Raw genomic sequence first — 18,958 nt, forward strand, 5'->3', positions numbered from 1 at the left:
AGCAGCCGAGCATGGGCTCGGCTCTACAGGTAGGTCAGGCGATGCGCGCCTCGCGGCGGCGATGCACCCAGTAGTACAACGTGGGCAGTACCAGCAGGGTCAGCAGCATCGCCGACAGCAGGCCGCCGATCACCACCACCGCGAGCGGCTTCTGGGTCTCGGCACCGATCGCATGCGAGGTGGCCATCGGCAGCAGGCCGAACATCGCCAGCAGTGCGGTCATCAGCACCGTGCGCAGGCGCTGCAGCGAACCCTGCACCACGGATTGCAGCAGGTCCATGCCCTGCTCGCGCAGCTGGGCGAAGCGGCTGAGCATCACCACGCCGTTCAGCACCGCTTGCCCGAACAATGCAATAAAGCCGATTGCCGCCGACACCGACAGCGGAATGCCGGTCAGCCACAGGGCCAGGATGCCGCCGATCATCGCCAGTGGCACGTTGGCCAGGATCAGCGCGGCGCTGCTGATGTCCTTGAAGGCATCGAACAGCAGCACGAAGATGATCAGCACCGACAGCGGAATCACCCAGGCCAGGCGCTTCATCGCACGCTGCTGGTTCTCGAACTCGCCGGACCACTCCAGTCGGTAGCCTTCCGGCAGCTGTACGCTGGCATCCACGCGCTTGCGCATGTCAGCCACCACGCTACCCATGTCGCGGCCGGCGATGAAGATGCTCACCGCCTTCACCCGCTGTGCGTTCTCGCGCGAGATGTTGATCGCGCCGCTGGCCATGCGGAAGTCGGCCACGTCGGACAGTGTCACGGTGTGGCCATCGCCGATGCCAACCGGCACCGTACGCAGCCGCTGCAGGTCACGATCGGCATCGTCCAGGCGCAGGGTGATCGGGAACCTGCGGTCCCCCTCCCACAGCTCGCCGACCTGGCGCCCGCCCAGTGCGGTCTCGATCACCTCGTCGATGTCGCGCACGTTCAGGCCATAGCGCGCAGCGCGGTCGCGATCAATCTCGATCTGCAGCTGCGGCAACGAGCCGTCGCGGTCGATGAAGGCGCTCTCCACGCCCTCCACGCCGCGTACCTGCCCGAGGATCGCCTGCGCCTGCTGGTTCAACACGTCCAGATCCGAGCCGCTGACCTTGATCACGACCTGGCCCTTGATCTGCGAGATGCTCTCCAGGATGTTGTCGCGCACCGGCTGCGAAATCGAGAACTCGGGGCCCGGAATGCGCTGCTCCAGCGTGCGCTGCAGGTCGCTCACCAGCTGTCGCTTGTCCACGCTTTTCGGCCATTCCTTCTCCGGCTTCAACGCCACCAGCGCCTCGATCTGGTTGGCGCCCTTGGCATCGGAGCCGTCTTCCGGGCGTCCCAGCTTGGCCACCACCGTCGATACCTGCGGGAACGTGCCGACCAGTTCGCGGATGCGCCGCGACTGCTGCTGCGCTTCGGCCAGGCTGGTGCTGGGGTCTAGCGTGGCGGTCAGCCAGATCGAGCCTTCGTCCAGCTCGGGCAGGAACTCCGATCCCAGGCGGGTGCCCAGCGCCAGCGTGCCCACCAGCAGCGCGACTGCGGTCAGTACCACCGCACGCGGGCGGGCCAGTGCGCGCTCCAGGACCGGCCGGTACCAGCCGGTCAGGCGGTCCATCAGCGGATTGCCGTCGCGCATGCGGTCGCGCCGCAGCCACCAGTAGCAGAACAACGGCACCACGGCCAGCGCCAGGATCAGCGCGCCGATCAATGCCGAGGTCACCGAGTACGCCATCGGCGCGAACATGCGGCCCTCCTGGCGCTGCAGGGTGAAAATCGGGATATGCGCGGCGATGATGATCAGCATCGAGAAGAACGTCGGCCGCCCCACTTCCGACGCTGCCGAAAGAATGGTCGAGAACCGTGTCTTACGATCGGCCGCAGGTGGCAGCTTCGACAATCGCGAGACGATGTGCTCGGTCACGATCACCGCGCCATCGATGATGATGCCGAAGTCCATCGCACCCAACGACAGCAGGTTGGCCGGCACGCCCCACAGATGCAGGCCAAGGAAGGTCGACAGCAGCGCAAGCGGCATCATCGCCGCCACGATCAGCGCGGCACGGGCGTTGTACAGGAACAGCCACAGCACCAGGAACACCAGCACCGCGCCTTCCAGCAGGTTGCTGAAGACGGTTTTCAGCGTGGTCGAGACCAGCCACGAGCGGTCGTAGAACGGCTCGATGCTGACCCCGGCCGGCAGCTGGTTCGCCTCGATCTCGGCGATGCGCGCATGCAGGGCGTCGAGCACGTCGGACGGGTTCTCGCCCTTGCGCATCAGCACCATGCCGAACACCGCATCGTCGTTGTCATCCTGGCCGACCAGGCCCTGCCGGGGCAGGCCGGTATCGGCGATGCCAGCCAGGTCGCGCACCAGGATCGGCGTGCCACTGCGCTGCGCCACGACCACGTTGCCGATGTCGGCCGGCGAACGCATCAGTCCCACGCCGCGGATCAGGAACTGCTGCTGGCCACGTTCCACGTAGCCGCCGCCCGCGTTCGAGCTGCCCTTCTCCAGCGCCTCGGCGAACTCACCCAGGCTGATGCCGCGGTCACGCAGCTTGTCCAGGTCCGGCTTGACCTGGAACGTACGCGCGAAGCCACCGAAACTGATCACATCGGCTACGCCCGGCACGGTGCGCAGGCTGCGCTCCATCGTCCATTCCTGCACGGTGCGCAGCTGGGTCGGCGTCAGGTGCGGGCCTTTCAGCACGTACCGGTAGATTTCGCCCACCGCCGAGCTCATCGCCTCCAGCTCCGGCGTCACCCCTTCGGGCAGCTCCACGCCCTGCAGGCGTTCCAGCACCTGCTGGCGCGCGAAGTAATCGTCGGCCTTGTCGTCGAAGGTCAGGATGATCATCGACAGGCCGAACTGCGTATGCGAGAACACCCGCACCGAATGCGGGATGCCGGACAACGCCACCTCCAGTGGCATCGTCACCTCGCGCTCGACCTCTTCGGCGGCACGGCCCGGGTGCAGCGACACCACGGTCACCTGGGTGTCGGACACATCCGGGAAGGCTTCCACCGGCAGTACGCGGAACGCGGCAATGCCAGCACCCATGAACAGCAGCAGTGCCAGCATCACCATCAATGGCTGGCGCAGGCAGTAGGCAATCAGGCGATCGATCATGGGGCGGCGTGCCCCGTGCCGGTGCTGGCGGCGGCCGGTGCGCTGTCCGCCAGCTGCTGCAGCAGCAGGCCGCCTTCTACCACCACCCTGGCGCCTGCGGCCAGGCCCTCACGCACCCACAGCCGGCCATCGCCCAGCTCCTCGGCATGCACCGCGTGACGCACGAAGCGGCCCTTGCCCTCCTCCACGAACACCACCTGCTTGCCGTCGATCAACAACACGGCCGCATCGGGCAGCGAGACACCGCCCTCGGCCGGCAACGCCACCTGGGCGCGCACGTACTGCCCCGCCTTGAAACCGCGTGCGCGGTTGTCCAGCTCGGCGCGCGCCTGCACCACGCGGCGTTCGCTGTCGACGAAGTCATCCACGTGCTGCAGGGTCGCCTGCAGCGGCTGTCCATCGGCCCCGGGCACGCTCACCTGCATGCCCGCCTTCAAACGTCCGGCCAGGCCCTCCGGTACATCCAGCTGCAACCACAGGCGGTCCGGATCGCCAATCACCGCCAATGGCCGTTCGCTGTCGGGGCTGACCGCCATGCCCGGGCTCATCCGCCGCTCCACCAGCACGCCATCGATCGGCGCGCGCAACGGCAGGCGCTGATCGACGTGCTGGCCATTGCCATAGGCCTTGGCGAAGGCGGTGGCACGCGCTTGATCGGCCTGGCTGCCGGCGAAATTGGCCTCGGCCTCGTCCAGTTCGCGGCCCGACGCCACACCTGCCGCATGCAACTCGCGGGTGCGCTCCAGCTCCTTGCGCGCCTGCTGCAGCTGGGCACGGCCGCGCACGCCCTCCGCCTGGGCGTGGCCGAATTCGGGCGAAGTGATCCAGGCGATCACCTGGCCCGCCTTCACTTTCTGCCCCGGCTGTGCCTCGATACGCGCCACCTGCCCGGCCAACGGCGTACGCAGCGCGCTGGAGCGCGTCTCGTCCCAGACCACCCGGCCCGGCAGCTGCAGGCTGGCGCTGGCGCCGGCGGTGACCGCCTCGCTGCGTAGCACGTCCAGCTGGCGGCTACCGGCAGGAAACTGGATCTGGCCAGCACTGACCTTCGGCGCGTCCTCGGTATACGACGCCGGTTCGCGGCCGCAGCCGCCCAGCAGGGCCAGCGCCAGCAAGGCCGGCAACACGGCCTGTCGCGCCTGCGGTCGATAAGCGACGGTGGACTTCATCGGGACTCTCCTTCAGCAACGGATGTGGCCGCTTCCCAGCGCGCCAGAGCAATGGCATGGTCGGCACGCGCTTCAATCAACGCGGCCTCGAACTCGCGCCAGCTGCGGCGCGCATCCAGCAGATCGGTCAGGCTGGCGGCGCCGCGGCGGTAGGCCAGCTCGATGCCCTGCACCGCCCTGCGTGCGGCGTCGGACTGCAGTCCTTCGTAGTCGCTCCGGCGCTGCGCGGCGGACTGGGCGCTGGCCTGCAACTGGTCCAGTTCGGCACGCGCTTGGCGCTGCAGCACCTGCAGCTCCAGCGCGGCGCTGTCACGGTCGGCCTCGGCACGCTGGATCGCGCCGCGTGCACGTGACGGGCCGCCGAGCGGAATGGTCAATGACACTCCCCAGGTGACACCGCTGATGTCGGTCGGCTCGCGCTCGGCCTCCACACCCAGCTGGATGTCGCGATGGCGCTCACTGCGCGCCAGTGCCACACCGGCGTCGGCCGCGGCCAGGCGCGAACGTGCCGCGCGCAGATCGGCACGCTGCTGTGGGTCGAACGCACGCGTATCGACCCTGCCCGCGGGGTCTGGCCACGGATCATCGGCGCTGAGGTCATGGCTGTCGTCGCGGCCGAGCAGCAGCCCCAGCGCATGCCGTGCATCGCGCAGATCCAGGGCCGCCTCGCGCGCCGCATCGGCCACCGCCAGGTCGTCCACTGCCAGCCGCGCGCGGTCGACCGGCGCCATCGCCCCGGTGGCAACCTGCTTGTCCGCCGCCGCCATCTGCTCGGCCGAACTCTGGCGGTTGGCATCGGCAATCTGCGCCCGCTCCTGTGCGCCCTTCAGAGCGAAATAGGTTTCATGCAGCGCCACCTGCTGGCGGCGCCGCGCATCGAGCATCTCCAGCCCGGCCACTTCCAGCAGCGCATCGGCCTGGCGGATACGCAACGCACGCTTGCCACCGCGCTCCCAGGTCCAGCCCAGGCCCACGGTGCTGTCCACCCGCTTGTCCTGCCAGCGTCCGGAGCCGATGCCATGCTTGGGGCTGATCTTGCTGGTGCCGATCGACAACTCGGTCGCCGGGCGCAACGCCGCCGTCTGCACATCGCCCTGCACGCCGCGCAGCTCCAGTGCCGCCGCACGCAGGTCCGGGTTGTGTGCTTCCATGGCGCGCTGCGCTTCCTGCAGGGACAGCGCCGAAGCCGCAGGCGCGCACGAAAGGGCGGCCAGCAGGGCCGCAAGACAACGGGAGAAATTCATGCACGTCACGGTAAGGTGATGCACTTGCGCCAAACTTGCCCCAACCTTGCACGAAGCTTGCAATGCGAATCCTGCTGATCGAAGACGACGCCGCTCTGGCCGATGGACTGATCCGCGCCCTGCAGGGCGCCGGCCATCTGTGCGACCACCTTTCGCGCGGGCTGCACGCGCCGGCTGCACTGGCCAGCGTGCCGTATGACGTGATGGTGCTGGACCTTTCATTGCCTGACGTCGATGGCCTGAACCTGCTCTCTCGCCTGCGCAACGACGGCGTCACCCTGCCGGTGCTGATCCTGACCGCGCGCGACGGTGTGGAGGACCGCATCCTCGGCCTCGACCGGGGTGGCGACGATTACCTGGCCAAGCCATTTGCACTCGGTGAGCTGGAGGCGCGCCTGCGTGCGCTGTCACGCCGCCGAAGCGACGCACCGGCAAAGAAGCGGCTGGGCCGGTTGTGCTTCGACAGCATCCGCAATGAAGTGCAGGTGGAAGGCCAGCGCATCGAACTGACCGCGCGCGAGCTGTCGCTGGTCGAGGCACTGATGCAGCATCCCGGCCGCACCGTCACCAAGCAGCGCCTGTTCGACGCGCTGTACAGCTGGGATCACGAGGCCAACCTGTCGGTGATCGAAGTGCACGTCAGCCGCCTGCGCCGCAAGCTGGAGCAGGCACGCGCCGGCGTCGGCATCCGCATGTTGCGTGGCCTGGGGTATCGGCTGGAGGCCGGGGGTGACTGAGCGCGTGCACAGCCTGCGGGGGCTGCTGCTGCGCCGCCTGTGGCTGCCCCTGCTGGTGCTGCTGCTGTGCAGCGCAGTCGGTTCGTTCGCGCTGGCCCGCTTCTACGCCGGCCAGGTCTATGACCGCTGGCTGCTGGATTCGGCGATGTCGTTGTCCGAGCTGGTGAAGGTGCAGGACGGGCGTGCCTCGATCGAGATCACGCCTGCAGTGTCGCGCATGTTCACCTGGGATACCGCTGACGAAGTGCATGGCGAAGTGGTCGACGCCGCGGGCGGGCGCCTGTATGGCGACCTGCCCGAAGCGCTGCCCCGCCCCGCGATCGCTGCCGGCAGCGACGATGCCGTCTACTACGACGCGCGCCTGCGTGGGCAGCCGGTGCGCATGGTCGAAGTCGTGGTCAGCGCCGGGCCGGGCCACGATATCCGCCTGCGCGTGGCCGAGACGCTGCGCAAGCGCCACCGCCTGGAGCGCAAGCTGCTGCTGGCCAGCATCCCGTTCCAGGCCGCGATCCTGGCGCTGGCTGCGTGGCTGGCCTGGTCCGGTACCGGCGCGGCTGCACGCCACGCCAACCAGGTGGCACGGCGGTTGGCCAGCCCACGCCCCGACCCGCTGGCGCCGCTGGAGCCGGCGCAGGAGGCGCCGCGCGAACTGTGGCCGGCGGTGGAGGCCTACAACGCCCTGCTGCAGCGACTGGACGCCATGCAGGCCGCGCAACGGCGCTTCGTCAGCAACGCCGCGCACCAGCTGCGCACGCCGCTGGCGGCAATGCAGGTGGAGCTGGAGAGTTCATTGCGGCAACAGGATCCGCAGTCCCAGCAGCTGGCGCTGTCAGGCACGCTGGCCGGTTTGGCGCGGCTGCAGCACCTGGTCAACCAACTGCTGATGCTCAGCCGTTCGGAAGATCCCCATGGCAGCGTACTGCCGCTGCAGCCGCTCGACCTGGCCGCGCTGGCGCGGGGCGTGGTCGAGCGCTACGCCGACCGTGCGTTGGCGGCGGGCGTGGACCTGGGTTACGACGGACCCGACGACGGCGTGCAGGTACAAGGCGATCCGCAGCTGTTGCGCGAGGCACTGGGCAACCTGCTGGACAACGCGCTGCGCTACGGCGCCGTGCCCGGCGTGATCACCCTGGGACTACAGCGGGATGCCGAGGGCGTGCAGGTGTGGGTGGACGATGACGGTACAGGCATCGCCGAAGCCGAACGCGCGCGCGTCACGGAACGCTTCTACCGGGCGAGCAGCAAGGGCGACGGCTGCGGGCTGGGGCTGGCGATCGTGGCCGAGATCGCGCAGCGGCATGGCGCGACCTTGATGATTGATACCGCCCCGATCGGCGGTGCGCGGGTGGGGTTGCGGTTTCGCTGACCTTTGTCGAATTGCCCTTGTAGAGCCGAGCCCATGCTCGGCTGCCGTTGACGCGATACCTGGGCCGAGCATGGGCTCGGCTCTACAGGTTCCAGGTCACCCGTGAAGCGTGCCGACCAAGGTCGGCACCTACCGAGTGCGCGTCATCGGCTCATCGAATAGGGCGCCTGCGCGTCCTGCCCCGGCCAGTCCTTGTTCGGCTCGGCCTGCATGCTGAAGCGCAGCTCGCCACCTGCCAGGATCTCGTCATGGCGCAGGAAGGTGCGCTGCAGCGGCTTGCCGTTGAGGCTCACGTTGCCGACGTAGGTGTGCCTGTCATCCAGCCCATCGGCCACGATGGTGAACGCCTTGCCGTTCGGCAGGCGCATCGCGGTCTTAGGCAGGAACGGGCGGCCGAGGATGTACTCGCCCGAGCCCGGGGCCACCGGATAGAAGCCCAGCGCGGTGAACACGTACCAGGCCGACATCTGGCCGACATCATCGTTGCCGGCCAGCCCATCGGGGCGGTCGGCATACTGGGTGTCCATGATCTGCTTCAACCGCGCCTGGGTGCGCCACGGCTGACCTGCATACGAATACAGGTAGGCCACGTGGTGGCTGGGCTCGTTGCCGTGCGCATACCAGCCGATCAGGCCGGTGATGTCTTCCATGTGCTCGAAGATGGACGGATCCACCTTGGCGTTGAATACATCGTCCAGGCGCGCGAGCAGCTTGTCGCTGCCACCGTGCGCTGCTGCCAGTCCGGCAACATCCTGCGGCACGTACCACGAATACTGCCAGGCGTTGCCTTCGGTGTAGTCGGTGCCATAGCCGCTGGCGCTGGGGTCGAACGGAGTGCGGAAGCTGCCATCGCGCTTGCGCGCACGCATGAAGCCGGTGTCCTTGTCGAAGGCATTGCGCCAGTTGCCGGCACGCTTGTCGAAGGTCGCCGCCACATCGGTCTTGTCCATCGCCTGCGCCATGCGCGCGATGGTCCAGTCATCGAAGGCGTACTCCAGCGTCTTGCTGGCGGCCTCGCCTTCCTCGTCGATCGGCACATAGCCCAGCTCGCGGTATTGCGCGATGCCGTCATAGGGGCCGTAGTTGGCAGTCTCGATCATCGCCTTCAGTGCCTTGTCGGCGTCGAAGCCACGAATGCCCTTCACGTAGGCATCGGCAATCACCGGCACCGCGTGGTACCCGATCATGCACCAGTCTTCCAGGCCATGGAACGACCACACCGGCAGCATGCCGTAGGGGCTGTGCTCGTGGTGGGCCAGCATCGAATTGACGAAGTCGCTGTTGCGCTTCTCCGGCTGCACCAGCGTCAGCAACGGGTGCAGCGCACGGTAGGTGTCCCACAGCGAGAACGTGGAATAGTTCGTGTAGCCCTCGGCCTTGTGCACGGCATTGTCCGGCCCGCGGTACTGGCCATCGGCATCCATGAACAGCGTCGGCCCCAGCAGGGTGTGGTACAGCGCGGTATAGGCACTGCGGCGGGCGTGCTCGGGCGCATCGATATCGAGCACCGACAGCGCCTGCGTCCATTCCTGTTTCGCCTGCGCACGCACGCGATCGAAATCAAAGTCGGCCACTTCCGCGTCGATGTTGGCAATGGCGCCGGCTTCGCTGACCGGCGAGATCGCGACCTTGACCACCAGCGGTGCATCCAGCTTGCCGAATGCGAAGGTACCGACCAGCTGGCGGCCCTCGACCTGTGCGCGCTGCGCTGGATCCTTCTCGCCCGGCGGCGGGAAGCCCTTGTAGACGATGTCCTGCTCGGTGTTGTGCAGCTCATGCCCGGAAAGCGGCCGCGAGAAACGCATCGCGAAGTACAGCTGGCGACCCGGCGCCCAGCCGCGCGTCTCCCGGAAGCCGGTCACGGTACCATCGGCGCGCACCCGCACCCGCGACCACAGCACCTTGCCCGGGTAGTCGTACATGCTGGTGCGCATGTCCAGCAGCACCTTGGCGTCGGCGCCCCTGGGGAAGGCGTAGCGATGCACGCCCACGCGCGCACTGGTGGTCAGCTCGGCGCGCACCTTGTAGTCGTCCAGGGTGACGGCGTAGTAGCCCGGCTCGGCCTTCTCATCGTCATGGCGGAAGCGAGAGGCATAGCCGCTGCCCGGCTTCTCAGGATCGCCACGCTCCAGGGCGGGACTGCCGGTGAACGGCATCAGCAGGATGTCGCCCAGATCGGAATGGCCAGTGCCGGAAAAATGCGTGTGCGAGAAGCCGACGATGCTGCTGTCGTCGTAGCGGTAGCCGGCTGCCCAGCCATAGGCCTTTTCGCGTGGCTGGATGCGTGTGTCCGGGCTGAGCTGGACCATGCCGAACGGCACCGTGGCACCCGGGTAAGTGTGGCCTTCACCACCCGTACCAATGAACGGGTCGACCGAGGCATAGGCCTTGTCGGCGGCGGTTCTGGCAGGCGCGGCCGACGCCAGGCCGGAAGCGAGCATCGCCGTGGCGGCGACAGCGATCAGGAGACGACGGTCCAGCGTGGGCATCGGCATTTGGATCGATTCAGGCGATAGCCGGATCCTAGCACCCGGCCTGTCACGCCGCATGCTGCAGTGCGACTGCCCGGTGTCCCGAACCGGGTTTACTCTTCAACCGGGAAGTGCGCTCTGCAACGACATGAGATCCGCGCTGTCCAGCGGCCTTACCACCCGCGCGATCTCTTCTCCATCGCGCAGCAGCACCACCGTCGGCCACAGCTTCACCTTGAACGCTCGCCCCAATGGTCTTCCCTTGCCATCCTCGATCTTCCAATGCGGCAGATCGTTCGCTTCGACAAAGGCCTGCAACGCGGGCTGCGCGGCCTGGCAATGACCACACCAGGGCGCACCGAACTCCAGCACCTGCCAGCCAGGCTGCGCCGCCACCTCCGCAGAGGTGGGCTCGTTCGCAAGGTGATCACGCATGAACGGCATGAGCGCTACGCCGCCAGTGCCTTCTGGATGTCTTCCAGCGGCGCGTTGGTCAGATCCTTGGCAATATCCCCGAGCAATCGCGCCTGGACCTCTTTATGCAGCAGCGGACGAATGCGGCCCAGCGTGGTCGGGTCGGCGATCAATACCAGGTGCGCATAGCGGTTCTTCAAGGCATCTTCGTTGAGCTGTTCGGCCACCTGCTTGGCGAACGTGGCCTCATTGAGCTGCGAGACCGACATGTCCTTCGGCACGGCACCCGCAGGCCCCTGCCCGGATACACCCTGCTCGCTGATGTCCTGCAGGCGCAGTTCGCCTTCCTGCTTCAGGGTCAACTGGTGGTTGCTGCCCACGTTGGTGAACACCCGCGCCGAACCACCGTCGGCTACCACTATCAGGGTTCCTTCGGGAATCGTCCGCGCCATTGCATCCTCCATCAATCCGAAAAGTGGCTGTGCGCTCCACCTTATGCACGCCGATGTCACCAGAGCGGGTACAGGATGTGATCCCGTCATCGCAATCTGCAATCAGCGCTAAATTTGTCCACCTGCCTGCCGCTATGGCTTCCATCATCGCGAGGAACGTCTGTGTACGCTGGCTCACTGTTCCACGTCTGCTTTGCCACCAGCCTGGCCATTGCCGGCTGTGCCGGTTGCATCCACCAGTTCCTGCAGGGCCAACCGTTCTTCGCCCTGGCCATCATGCTCTCGGTGCTCACCATGATCGGCGCCGCACTGGTCACGCGGAAACTGGCACTGCCGGGCGCCTTGGCGATGGCCTGCACGGTGTTCGGTTTGGTGGCGAAGTCGGCCTGAGCCTTCTGAACAGGCGAGGTGGAACACAGCGTGCAGATCGGCCTGCTTCGCTGCATGCTCACGCCGATGCCGTTATGATGAACGGATGATCGACACGACCCACTACGTGACGGGCGCACCTGTTACGTGGGAAGCACTGCCGACCGGCGCTTCGCTTGCCACGAATGCTCCCGCCCTGCATTTCCATCGCCTCGCGCTGGATCCCGGCGGATGACGCCAGCAGGCGCTCTGCCTGCACCCCTGCGCTGATGTGATACCTGGCCGCTGACTGCGCGGCCGCTGTGATCCCGTTTTCGCGTCTCCGCCCCTGCGGCGGTGCTTTGCCGTGCGCGTGGCGTTGCGCCTGCACACATTCCCCGGCCCCCACGCCGCCTTCCGATGCCCCTGCGCCACTTGCGCCTGCATCGCCGTTTCCGATTTCCGGGACACACCACAGCACCCATTCCCCTATTCCATACCTACAAGGGAGCCCCTATGCAGGACACGCCCGATTCCCATGCCCACTTCGGCTGGTTCAAACGCCGCCGCCACCTGAAGGTCGATGAGATCACCGTCGTCGACAAGCCCATGCTCAAGCGCGCCGTGGGCGCCGCCGCACTTGGCAATGCCATGGAGTGGTTCGACTTCGGTGTCTACGGCTATCTGGCCGTCACCATCGGCCAGGTGTTCTTCCCGTCCAGCAACCCCACGGCACAGGTGATCGCCGCCTTCGCCACCTTCACCGTGGCATTCCTGGTGCGTCCACTCGGCGGCCTGGTGTTCGGCCCGCTCGGCGACCGTTATGGGCGCCAGAAAGTGCTGGCGTTCACCATGATCCTGATGGCGCTGGGCACGTTCTCGATCGGCTTGATTCCCTCCTACGAGCGCATCGGAATCTGGGCACCGGTGCTGTTGCTGCTGGCACGTGTGGTGCAGGGATTCTCCACCGGCGGCGAGTACGGCGGTGCGGCCACCTTCATCGCCGAGTATTCCACCGACCGCAACCGCGGCCTGATGGGCAGCTGGCTGGAGTTCGGCACGCTGGGCGGCTACATCGCCGGCGCCGGAACCGTGACCGCGCTGCACATGCTGTTGAGCAGCGGACAGATGCTGGACTGGGGCTGGCGCATTCCATTCCTGGTGGCCGGCCCGCTGGGCCTGCTCGGCCTGTACATGCGCATGAAACTGGAGGAAACGCCGGCCTTCCGCGCCTTCGCCGAGGAAGCCGAGAAGCGCGAGCACGACCGGCCCGGGCTCGCCGCGCTGTTCCAGGTACATGGCCGCCAGTTGCTGGTCTGCATGGGCCTGGTGCTGGTGTTCAACGTGACCGACTACATGCTGCTGACCTACATGCCCAGCTACCTCAGCGTCACCATGGGCTATGCCGAGAGCAAGGGCCTGCTGCTGATCATCATCGTGATGCTGGTGATGATGCCGCTGAACATCGTCGGCGGATTGTTCAGTGACAAGCTTGGCCGTCGCCCGATGATCATCGGTGCCTGCATCGCGCTGCTGGTGCTGGCCCTACCCTGCCTGCTGCTGATCGGCAGCGGCAACGACTGGCTGATCTTCCTCGGCCTGATGCTGCTGGGCCTGGCACTGGTGTGCTTCACCAGCTCGATGCCGTCCACGCTGCCGGCGCTGTTCTATACCCCGGTGCGCTACAGCGCACTGTCGATCGCCTTCAATGTGTCGGTGTCGCTGTTCGGTGGCACCACGCCACTGGTGACCGCATGGCTGGTGGAACGTACCGGCGATCCGCTGGTGCCGGCCTACTACCTGATGGGCGCGGCAGTGATCGGCCTGGTCACCATGCTGTTCGTGAAGGAGACCGCTGGCCTGCCGCTGCGCGGTTCACCGCCGGCGGTCGGCAGCGACAAGGAAGCCGCCGCACTGCTGAAGAGCGATGTGCCGGTGACGGTGGACCCGACCTTGCCGCCGCTGCCGGAGACTGCGGAGCCTGAGCAGGTAAAGCCGGCCTGAGGCTCGGCGAAGCCGGCGTTGTTGTACGGCCAAGCCCGCGCGCGGCTGCCTTTCGAGGGATCAGCCGAGCGTGGGCTCGGCTCTACAACGTACGCGCCCTCAATCGCGCGCAGCGTTCAAATCCATCGCACGCATCACGATGGGTTTGGCCCAGTCCGGCGTGTGCAGCAGCTCGGCCACCGAGACCGGGTACTGCAGCTGGCCGTGCGCCATCGCCAGCACCGGCAGCGGCTCGACGCAGCCGTCGGCGCCGGCGGGAGCGCTGTTGTCGTAGACATGCAGCTCGGCCAGGTGTGGCAGCAGTTCCAGCAGGTTCTCGCGTGCCGAATCGAAGCGGGCGTGGATCTTCTCCACCGGAATGTCATGGCCGCCGGCGGCCACCCGCGCTGCAACACGGGCAATGTGCAGGTCCACCGTGGCCAGGCCACAGAACCAGATCGCGACGTGATGGTGCTCGCAGGCCTCGCGCAGCAGGCGCGGAACGGTGTTGCCGCCCAGCGTGGTCTCGAAGGCGAAGTCCGTGCCATCGGCCATGGCCTGGCGCAGGCGGCGGGTGCCTTCCTGCCAGGCCTCGGCATTGGCGTCGGGCAGCGGCCAGCCCGCCTCTACCAGGCGGCGGGTGAACGAATCGGGGTTGAACCAGCCCAGCCCTTCGGCTTCCAGCCAGGTTCCCAGCAGCGAACTCTTGCCGGCGCCGTTGACGCCGGCCAGCACCAGGATCCGCCCCATCGGTCAGAGCGGACGGCCGAGGGTGACCTTGCGGCCGCGGCGGATCGGCTGGCCCAGCACCTTGCCCAGCCCCTCACCGCGCTGCAGGCCAGCCAGGGTCTGGTCGAATTCGCCGCGCAGGCGCAGCAGTTCTTCACTGCGCTCACCGGCATCGCTGCCGGCGGCCTTGGCCAGCAGCTCCTGGTAGGTGCGGATGTCCACGATCACCGCTTCGGGGTGGTTGTGGTTGGTGATGACCAGCGCCTGCTTCTCGCGCACGGTACGCATCAGGCTCGGCCAGCCCCGGGTCTTCACAGACGAGGCCGGGGCCTTCTCAAGTCCAGGCAGATCCAGTGGCAGGGTCATGGCACGGCTCCAGGCAGAAGTGGATAATGGCGACTATACCCAATTTGGCCAAATTGGATATAAATGCCGTTTCACGCGCCGGAGCCGGTCTGTGGCGCATCGGTCTGCAGCAGGCTGTCACGCTCGCGCAGTGGGAAGCGGATCCAGGCATCCAGCCCCTGCGGATCGAAGTGCAGTTCACCACTGCCGGCCAGCTCATAGGGCACGCGCTGCTCGATCAGCGCACGGCCCAGGCCGCGCTGGCGCGGCAGCTCCCAGTCTTCCACGGCGGCATGGCGTTCACACCAGTGCAGGCCCAGCCATGGCTGTCCGTCCTGCACCTGCAGGTGCCAGGACACGTCGATCCGGCCATCCTCATGGGTCAGCGCACCATGCCGCAGGGCGTTGGTCGCCAATTCGTGGATCGCCAGGGACAGCACTTCGGCCGCCTTCGGTGGCAGCAGCACATCCTCGCCCTGCAGGCGATAGGCGGCGGTGACCGGCGTCTGCGCTGCGATCTCCTCATCGAGCATGCCACGCAGGCAGACCCCGGCATTGGCGCCACGGGTAAGCAGGCTCTGCGTGCGCGCCAGCGACATCAATCGTCCGCACAACCGTTCAGCGTAATCATCCACACTGCTGACCGACTCACGGGTCCGCCAGGCAATGGCATGGATGGTCGACATGATGTTGCGCACCCGGTGCTGCAGTTCGGCCAGCAGTACCGATTGGCGCTCGGTGGCACGCTTGAGATCGTCGATGTCCACAGCGATGGCGAATACGCCCGTCACCTCGCCGTCTGCATCGCGCAGCGGCGCGGCGGCCACACGGGTCCAGCGCGCGCGCCCGTCGTCATGCTTGAACTGGAACTCCAGCCCGGGCACTACCGTCTCACCGCGCAAGGCCCTGGCTATGGCGAAATCCCTGGGTTCGATGCGCGAGCCGTCGGGGTGCCATCCCTGCCAGCGGTGGTGGTTGGGCAGATCCGTGGAGGGCACCTTGCCGGTGGGAAGGTAGGTGCGCATCTGGTCGTTGGAGAGCTGCAGGCACCCCTCGGCATCGACGATGCAGACGCCCACCGGCAGTACCTTGAAGGCCAATGCCAGGCGGCGGTCCGCCTCCCGCCGCTTCTGCTCTTCGCGTTCGCGGGCCGACTGGGCCACATGCGCCGCCGTCGTCTCGAACATGGTGACCAGCACGCCGCTGACGCGCCCCTCTTCGCCACGGATGGGGTTGTAGGTAATGGTGAACCACACATCCTCCAACCGCCCGCGGCGCGCGAGGGGATAGAGTTTGTCCTCGTAAGTGATGGTTTCGCCCTGCCAGACGCGCTGGTAGATCGGCCCGTTGATATGCCACACCTCGGGCCAGCATTCACGGGTCGGCTGGCCGAGTCCGCCGGGATGCTTGTCGGCCAGGATCTCGGCATAGCCATCGTTGTAGAGCTGCACCAGCTGCTCGCCCCACAGCACGATCATCGGGAAACCATGCGCCAGCATCAGGTCGACGGTGGCGCGCAGGTGTGGCGGCCACCGCTCATACGCTCCCAGCGGCGTGGATGACCAGTCATGGCGGGCGATGCGCGCAGCCATGCCATCGTGGCGCCCGTGCGGGTGCGCTGCAGGTGGCATGCCGCCACGCAGCTCGGTGGCGCGGATGCCTTCAGGACGGCGCGACATGCCGCGCGATCAGGCGATGCCCGCAGAGACCTGCGGCGTCGCCACCAGCCCGGCCAGCTGCTGCACCAGGGCTTCAATGTGATACGGCTTGGTACAGCGCGGCGCGCTGGCGAAGCGGCTTGGCAGGTTGTCGTCGTAGCCGGAGGTCAGCAGGAACGGGGTGCCGGCCTCGGCCAGCCGGTCGGCCAACGGATAGACCTGTTCGCCGCCCAGATTGATGTCCAGCAGCGCCACATCGATGGGATGGGTATCGACCAACCGCCCCAGCGCCTGCAGGTCGCCAGCAGGACCCACTACCTGCGCGCCCTTCAGCTCGAGGTAATCGACCAGGAACATCGCGATGGCGAATTCATCCTCTGCCACCAGTACGCGCAGCCCCTTCAAGCCCTCCGTCTTGTTGCCCACTTCCAGCACGCCCTACGCTCCTCGATGCACGCGACCTGCCTGCGATCGCAACGCGGTCAGAATGCGCGATCCGGCCTGCAAGAACGCGTGACGATCGATGAAGGCCTTGGGTGGGCGGCCGTACCCCGGCCGCCCAGCCAAATCAGCTGGCCATCAGGTCAGAACGCGCGCTCCCACTTGAGGCTGAGCAGGCTGCGGTCGTGGCTGTACAGCCAGCCGACGTTGCTGTCGATGCGCGCGTGGCGCAGGCTCAGGCTGGGTACCAGCCCGGCCACGGCCAGGCGCTCGCTGCGCACGATGGCGATCAGGTTCTGTTCGTCGTCCTGCCTGCGCGCCTCCAGCAACGGACTCCAGGCGTCGTAGTCGCGGTGGCGCAGCGACACGAATACGGTGGCGGTGGTGCCCGTCCACTGGCGCGCCGCCCCCAGGCGCAGGCCATGCTGGCGGTAACCGTTGGCCGGGTCGGCGGCGCTGCTGCCGGTGACATCCAGCCCGGCGAAGACCGTCCAGCGCGGGTTGAGCGCGCGGAACCAGGTGGCATACGCCGATGCCAGCTCGCCGTCGTAGTTGCTGGCCAGGCCCTGCTGGCGATAGCGCTGGCGCTTCCAGTCGGCCTCCAGCTTGAGCAGGCTGCGCGCGTCCAGGGCGTACTGCCATTCCGCGTGCACGCCACTGCCGCCCTGCAGCGCCTGGTTACCCAGGCCCTGGTAGTCATGGCTGGGGGCGAGCAGCACGGTCTGCCGCGCGCTGCGCCAGCTGTAACCCACCTGTACGTTGGCATTGAGCTCGTTGTACGCACTGTGCCCGCGCCATGTCTGACCAAAGGCGAGACCGCGCACGTACAGCCCATGATGCCCGCTGAGCACCCAGCGCCGTTCCAGGCTGGCGTCGTAGTCAAGACCGGGCGCGCGCTGGGCGTCGGGCAGCTTCCGTTCGATGATGCAGGCGTCGCCCACGCCGAACAGGCAGGTGCGGCTGGCCGAGCTGCGGTTGATGTTGTCACTCCATGCCGGGCCGGCGGACAGCGCGCCTTTCCAGCGCTGGCGCGCGTGCAGGGCACCCAGGTAGCCGTCCACGCGCGCGCGGACGCCGGCCGTGGCCGGATCATCGGCATTGATGCCTGCAGCGATGGCCGTGAACAGTGCGACCGCATCGCGATCGCGCTGATCTTCCGCATAGACACGCGCCAGCTCGAGGCGGGCTGGCAGAAAATCCGGCTGCGCAGCCAGCAGGGCTTCGTACTCCTTCGCCGCGCGACGATGGTTGCCGGCCACCCGTGCCAGCGCTCCCTGCGCATGGTGGCGCAGCAGGGGATCATGCCCAGGCAGTTCGATGTACTCGTCGAGAAACGCAGCGGCGGCCTGCCATTGCTGATGCTGCAGAGACAGGTAGAGAGCCTGGCCCAGATCATCGACGGTGCGCTCCACGCGCAGCGTCTGGCCGTCGATGGTGATGGTTGGCCGCTCCGACTCGGCCTGCTGCAGGCGCTGCTGGTCCTGCTGCTGGTGGCGCAGCTCAGTGCCCTGTTCAAGCACGCGTCGAAGATCGTCCTGCTGGGCGCGCACCTCGGTGGCGGCCAACAGCAGTACGACAAGGAAGATGGAATGGCGCATGGTCGATCCGTGGTGATGCATGCAGCGGGCCGAAGCAGGGACTGGCGGATCGCGGCTTGTCCCTGCCCTGCCCCGTCAGGGGCGTGGCGATCAGTTCTTGCTGCCGCCGAAGGCGGTGTCGTACTGGCTGTTGCCGCTGAAGGTGGCGATACCGGCCAGGGTGGCCGCGTTGGCGCCGAAGAACTGGCCCTGGGTGGTGCCGGCAACGCTGCCGTTGGCGGTGGCGGTGCCGGCGAACGAGGCGTTGGCGCTGTTGATGTTGGCGTTGACGTTGATCGACAGGCCGCCACCGCTCAGGCCACCGAGCAGGGTGCCATTGCCGAAGTTGGCGCGGAACGTACCCGACAGCAGGTTGCTGCCATTGAACTTGTTCAGGCCTGCCACGCTGTAGGTGGCCACGCCGGCCGGCAGCGTGGTGCCGGCACGGTCACCGACGAAATAGACCTGGCGGTTGCTGAAGCCACCCGCGGCGCCATCCTTGGACCACTCGCCGAACCACACGTCACCACTGCCAACCTTCACGAAGTTGAAGTGGCCCATGCCGGAATGGCTGCCAGGGGTACCGGTGATCGGCATGGCCAGCGTGCGTACGGTGACACCATTGACGGTGGTCGGGGCCGAGTAGGCCGCCAGGCCCTGGAAATCGACCGGCTTGGCATTGGACACGGTGCCAACGCCGATACCGGCCTTGCCTGCCGAGTGCGGGCCGCCGTTGACTTCCGACGCACCCACCTTGACGTACAGCTGCGCATCGGTCGCCGGGCTGGCAGCGCCGACGATGTCGGCCGCCTGCGCAGTGCCGGCCAGGGCCAGTGCAGCGGCGACGGCCAACAGGGAACGGTTGATCATTTTCATGGTATTGCTCCTTGGGTTGAGGGAACTACGGGTACA

16 protein-coding genes are annotated in these 18,958 nt (G+C 67.2%); 4 read left to right on the top strand and 12 right to left on the bottom strand.

What is annotated here, in order from left to right; translation table 11 throughout:
* Positions 1-34: 34 nt before the first annotated feature.
* The 3 genes from VG543_RS05465 to VG543_RS05475 are packed head-to-tail and all read right to left on the bottom strand — an operon-like array spanning position 35 to position 5,525.
* Positions 35-3,112 carry an efflux RND transporter permease subunit gene (locus VG543_RS05465; RefSeq protein WP_423178010.1) on the bottom strand — a complete coding sequence of 1,026 codons (3,078 nt, stop codon included), beginning with the start codon at positions 3,110-3,112 and terminating at the stop codon, positions 35-37.
* Positions 3,109-4,281: an efflux RND transporter periplasmic adaptor subunit gene (locus VG543_RS05470; RefSeq protein WP_423178011.1), complete on the bottom strand. Its 1,173-nt coding sequence runs from the start codon at positions 4,279-4,281 to the stop codon at positions 3,109-3,111. Before VG543_RS05470 ends, VG543_RS05465 begins: the two co-directional genes overlap by 4 nt.
* Positions 4,278-5,525 (bottom strand): TolC family protein, encoded by a 1,248-nt coding sequence (locus VG543_RS05475; protein ID WP_423178012.1) that lies wholly within the window; start codon positions 5,523-5,525, stop codon positions 4,278-4,280. The genes VG543_RS05470 and VG543_RS05475 overlap by 4 nt, the downstream gene beginning before the upstream one ends.
* 62 nt (positions 5,526-5,587) lie before the next feature.
* Here VG543_RS05475 and VG543_RS05480 point away from each other — a divergent pair, with 62 nt between their 5' ends.
* Positions 5,588-6,262, top strand: a complete 675-nt coding sequence (locus tag VG543_RS05480; RefSeq protein WP_423178013.1) for a response regulator — start codon at positions 5,588-5,590, stop codon at positions 6,260-6,262.
* Positions 6,255-7,628 (top strand): sensor histidine kinase, encoded by a 1,374-nt coding sequence (locus tag VG543_RS05485; protein ID WP_423178015.1) that lies wholly within the window; start codon positions 6,255-6,257, stop codon positions 7,626-7,628. Before VG543_RS05480 ends, VG543_RS05485 begins: the two co-directional genes overlap by 8 nt.
* Positions 7,629-7,771: 143 nt before the next feature.
* On the opposite strand, the gene VG543_RS05490 is transcribed toward VG543_RS05485, so the two are convergent.
* From VG543_RS05490 to VG543_RS05500, 3 genes are all read right to left on the bottom strand, one after another.
* A complete protein-coding gene (locus tag VG543_RS05490; RefSeq protein WP_423178016.1) occupies positions 7,772-10,123 on the bottom strand; it encodes a GH92 family glycosyl hydrolase in 2,352 nt (783 codons plus the stop codon).
* Positions 10,124-10,219: 96 nt separating this feature from the next.
* Positions 10,220-10,543 (bottom strand): thioredoxin family protein, encoded by a 324-nt coding sequence (locus VG543_RS05495; RefSeq protein ID WP_019659840.1) that lies wholly within the window; start codon positions 10,541-10,543, stop codon positions 10,220-10,222.
* Positions 10,544-10,548: 5 nt separating this feature from the next.
* Positions 10,549-10,965, bottom strand: coding sequence for a host attachment protein (locus VG543_RS05500; RefSeq protein ID WP_019337746.1), 417 nt, complete (start codon positions 10,963-10,965; stop codon positions 10,549-10,551).
* Positions 10,966-11,127: 162 nt separating this feature from the next.
* Between VG543_RS05500 and VG543_RS05505 the strand changes: the two genes are divergently transcribed.
* Together VG543_RS05505 and proP are read left to right on the top strand one after the other, a co-directional pair.
* Positions 11,128-11,355 (top strand): hypothetical protein, encoded by a 228-nt coding sequence (locus VG543_RS05505; RefSeq protein ID WP_019337747.1) that lies wholly within the window; start codon positions 11,128-11,130, stop codon positions 11,353-11,355.
* Positions 11,356-11,829: 474 nt separating this feature from the next.
* On the top strand, positions 11,830-13,317 hold the full coding sequence (gene proP, locus VG543_RS05510; protein WP_423178018.1) for a glycine betaine/L-proline transporter ProP: 1,488 nt from the start codon (positions 11,830-11,832) through the stop codon (positions 13,315-13,317).
* Between the two features lie 99 nt (positions 13,318-13,416).
* Here proP and VG543_RS05515 read toward each other — a convergent pair whose 3' ends face one another.
* The 6 genes from VG543_RS05515 to VG543_RS05540 all read right to left on the bottom strand — a co-directional run bounded on the left by VG543_RS05515 (position 13,417) and on the right by VG543_RS05540 (position 18,922).
* Positions 13,417-14,046 (bottom strand): AAA family ATPase, encoded by a 630-nt coding sequence (locus VG543_RS05515; RefSeq protein WP_312544696.1) that lies wholly within the window; start codon positions 14,044-14,046, stop codon positions 13,417-13,419.
* A gap of 3 nt (positions 14,047-14,049) precedes the next feature.
* Positions 14,050-14,391, bottom strand: coding sequence for a type II toxin-antitoxin system prevent-host-death family antitoxin (locus VG543_RS05520; RefSeq protein WP_010485378.1), 342 nt, complete (start codon positions 14,389-14,391; stop codon positions 14,050-14,052).
* 71 nt (positions 14,392-14,462) lie between these two features.
* On the bottom strand, positions 14,463-16,049 hold the full coding sequence (locus VG543_RS05525; RefSeq protein ID WP_423178019.1) for a sensor histidine kinase: 1,587 nt from the start codon (positions 16,047-16,049) through the stop codon (positions 14,463-14,465).
* Between the two features lie 9 nt (positions 16,050-16,058).
* Positions 16,059-16,463 carry a response regulator gene (locus VG543_RS05530; protein WP_057501565.1) on the bottom strand — a complete coding sequence of 135 codons (405 nt, stop codon included), beginning with the start codon at positions 16,461-16,463 and terminating at the stop codon, positions 16,059-16,061.
* A 149-nt stretch (positions 16,464-16,612) separates the two neighbouring features.
* The gene (locus VG543_RS05535) at positions 16,613-18,067 is read right to left on the bottom strand and encodes a porin family protein (RefSeq protein ID WP_188249841.1); all 1,455 of its coding nucleotides are present in this window, start codon (positions 18,065-18,067) and stop codon (positions 16,613-16,615) included.
* 90 nt (positions 18,068-18,157) lie between these two features.
* Positions 18,158-18,922 (bottom strand): Slam-dependent surface lipoprotein, encoded by a 765-nt coding sequence (locus VG543_RS05540; protein WP_423178020.1) that lies wholly within the window; start codon positions 18,920-18,922, stop codon positions 18,158-18,160.
* Positions 18,923-18,958 lie beyond the last annotated feature (36 nt).

The sequence above is a fragment of the Stenotrophomonas sp. CASM101 genome (genome assembly GCF_049384845.1).
Taxonomy (GTDB): Bacteria; Pseudomonadota; Gammaproteobacteria; order Xanthomonadales; family Xanthomonadaceae; genus Stenotrophomonas; species Stenotrophomonas hibiscicola.

What these genes read in the sequence shown, in the direction of transcription:
- VG543_RS05465 (WP_423178010.1), bottom strand. Translation starts at nt 3,112, where the DNA reads ATGATCGATCGCCTGATTGCCTACTGCCTGCGCCAGCCATTGATGGTG.
- VG543_RS05470 (WP_423178011.1), bottom strand. Translation starts at nt 4,281, where the DNA reads ATGAAGTCCACCGTCGCTTATCGACCGCAGGCGCGACAGGCCGTGTTG.
- VG543_RS05475 (WP_423178012.1), bottom strand. Translation starts at nt 5,525, where the DNA reads ATGAATTTCTCCCGTTGTCTTGCGGCCCTGCTGGCCGCCCTTTCGTGC.
- VG543_RS05480 (WP_423178013.1), top strand. Translation starts at nt 5,588, where the DNA reads ATGCGAATCCTGCTGATCGAAGACGACGCCGCTCTGGCCGATGGACTG.
- VG543_RS05490 (WP_423178016.1), bottom strand. Translation starts at nt 10,123, where the DNA reads ATGCCGATGCCCACGCTGGACCGTCGTCTCCTGATCGCTGTCGCCGCC.
- VG543_RS05495 (WP_019659840.1), bottom strand. Translation starts at nt 10,543, where the DNA reads ATGCCGTTCATGCGTGATCACCTTGCGAACGAGCCCACCTCTGCGGAG.
- VG543_RS05500 (WP_019337746.1), bottom strand. Translation starts at nt 10,965, where the DNA reads ATGGCGCGGACGATTCCCGAAGGAACCCTGATAGTGGTAGCCGACGGT.
- proP (WP_423178018.1), top strand. Translation starts at nt 11,830, where the DNA reads ATGCAGGACACGCCCGATTCCCATGCCCACTTCGGCTGGTTCAAACGC.
- VG543_RS05515 (WP_312544696.1), bottom strand. Translation starts at nt 14,046, where the DNA reads ATGGGGCGGATCCTGGTGCTGGCCGGCGTCAACGGCGCCGGCAAGAGT.
- VG543_RS05520 (WP_010485378.1), bottom strand. Translation starts at nt 14,391, where the DNA reads ATGACCCTGCCACTGGATCTGCCTGGACTTGAGAAGGCCCCGGCCTCG.
- VG543_RS05525 (WP_423178019.1), bottom strand. Translation starts at nt 16,049, where the DNA reads ATGTCGCGCCGTCCTGAAGGCATCCGCGCCACCGAGCTGCGTGGCGGC.
- VG543_RS05535 (WP_188249841.1), bottom strand. Translation starts at nt 18,067, where the DNA reads ATGCGCCATTCCATCTTCCTTGTCGTACTGCTGTTGGCCGCCACCGAG.
- VG543_RS05540 (WP_423178020.1), bottom strand. Translation starts at nt 18,922, where the DNA reads ATGAAAATGATCAACCGTTCCCTGTTGGCCGTCGCCGCTGCACTGGCC.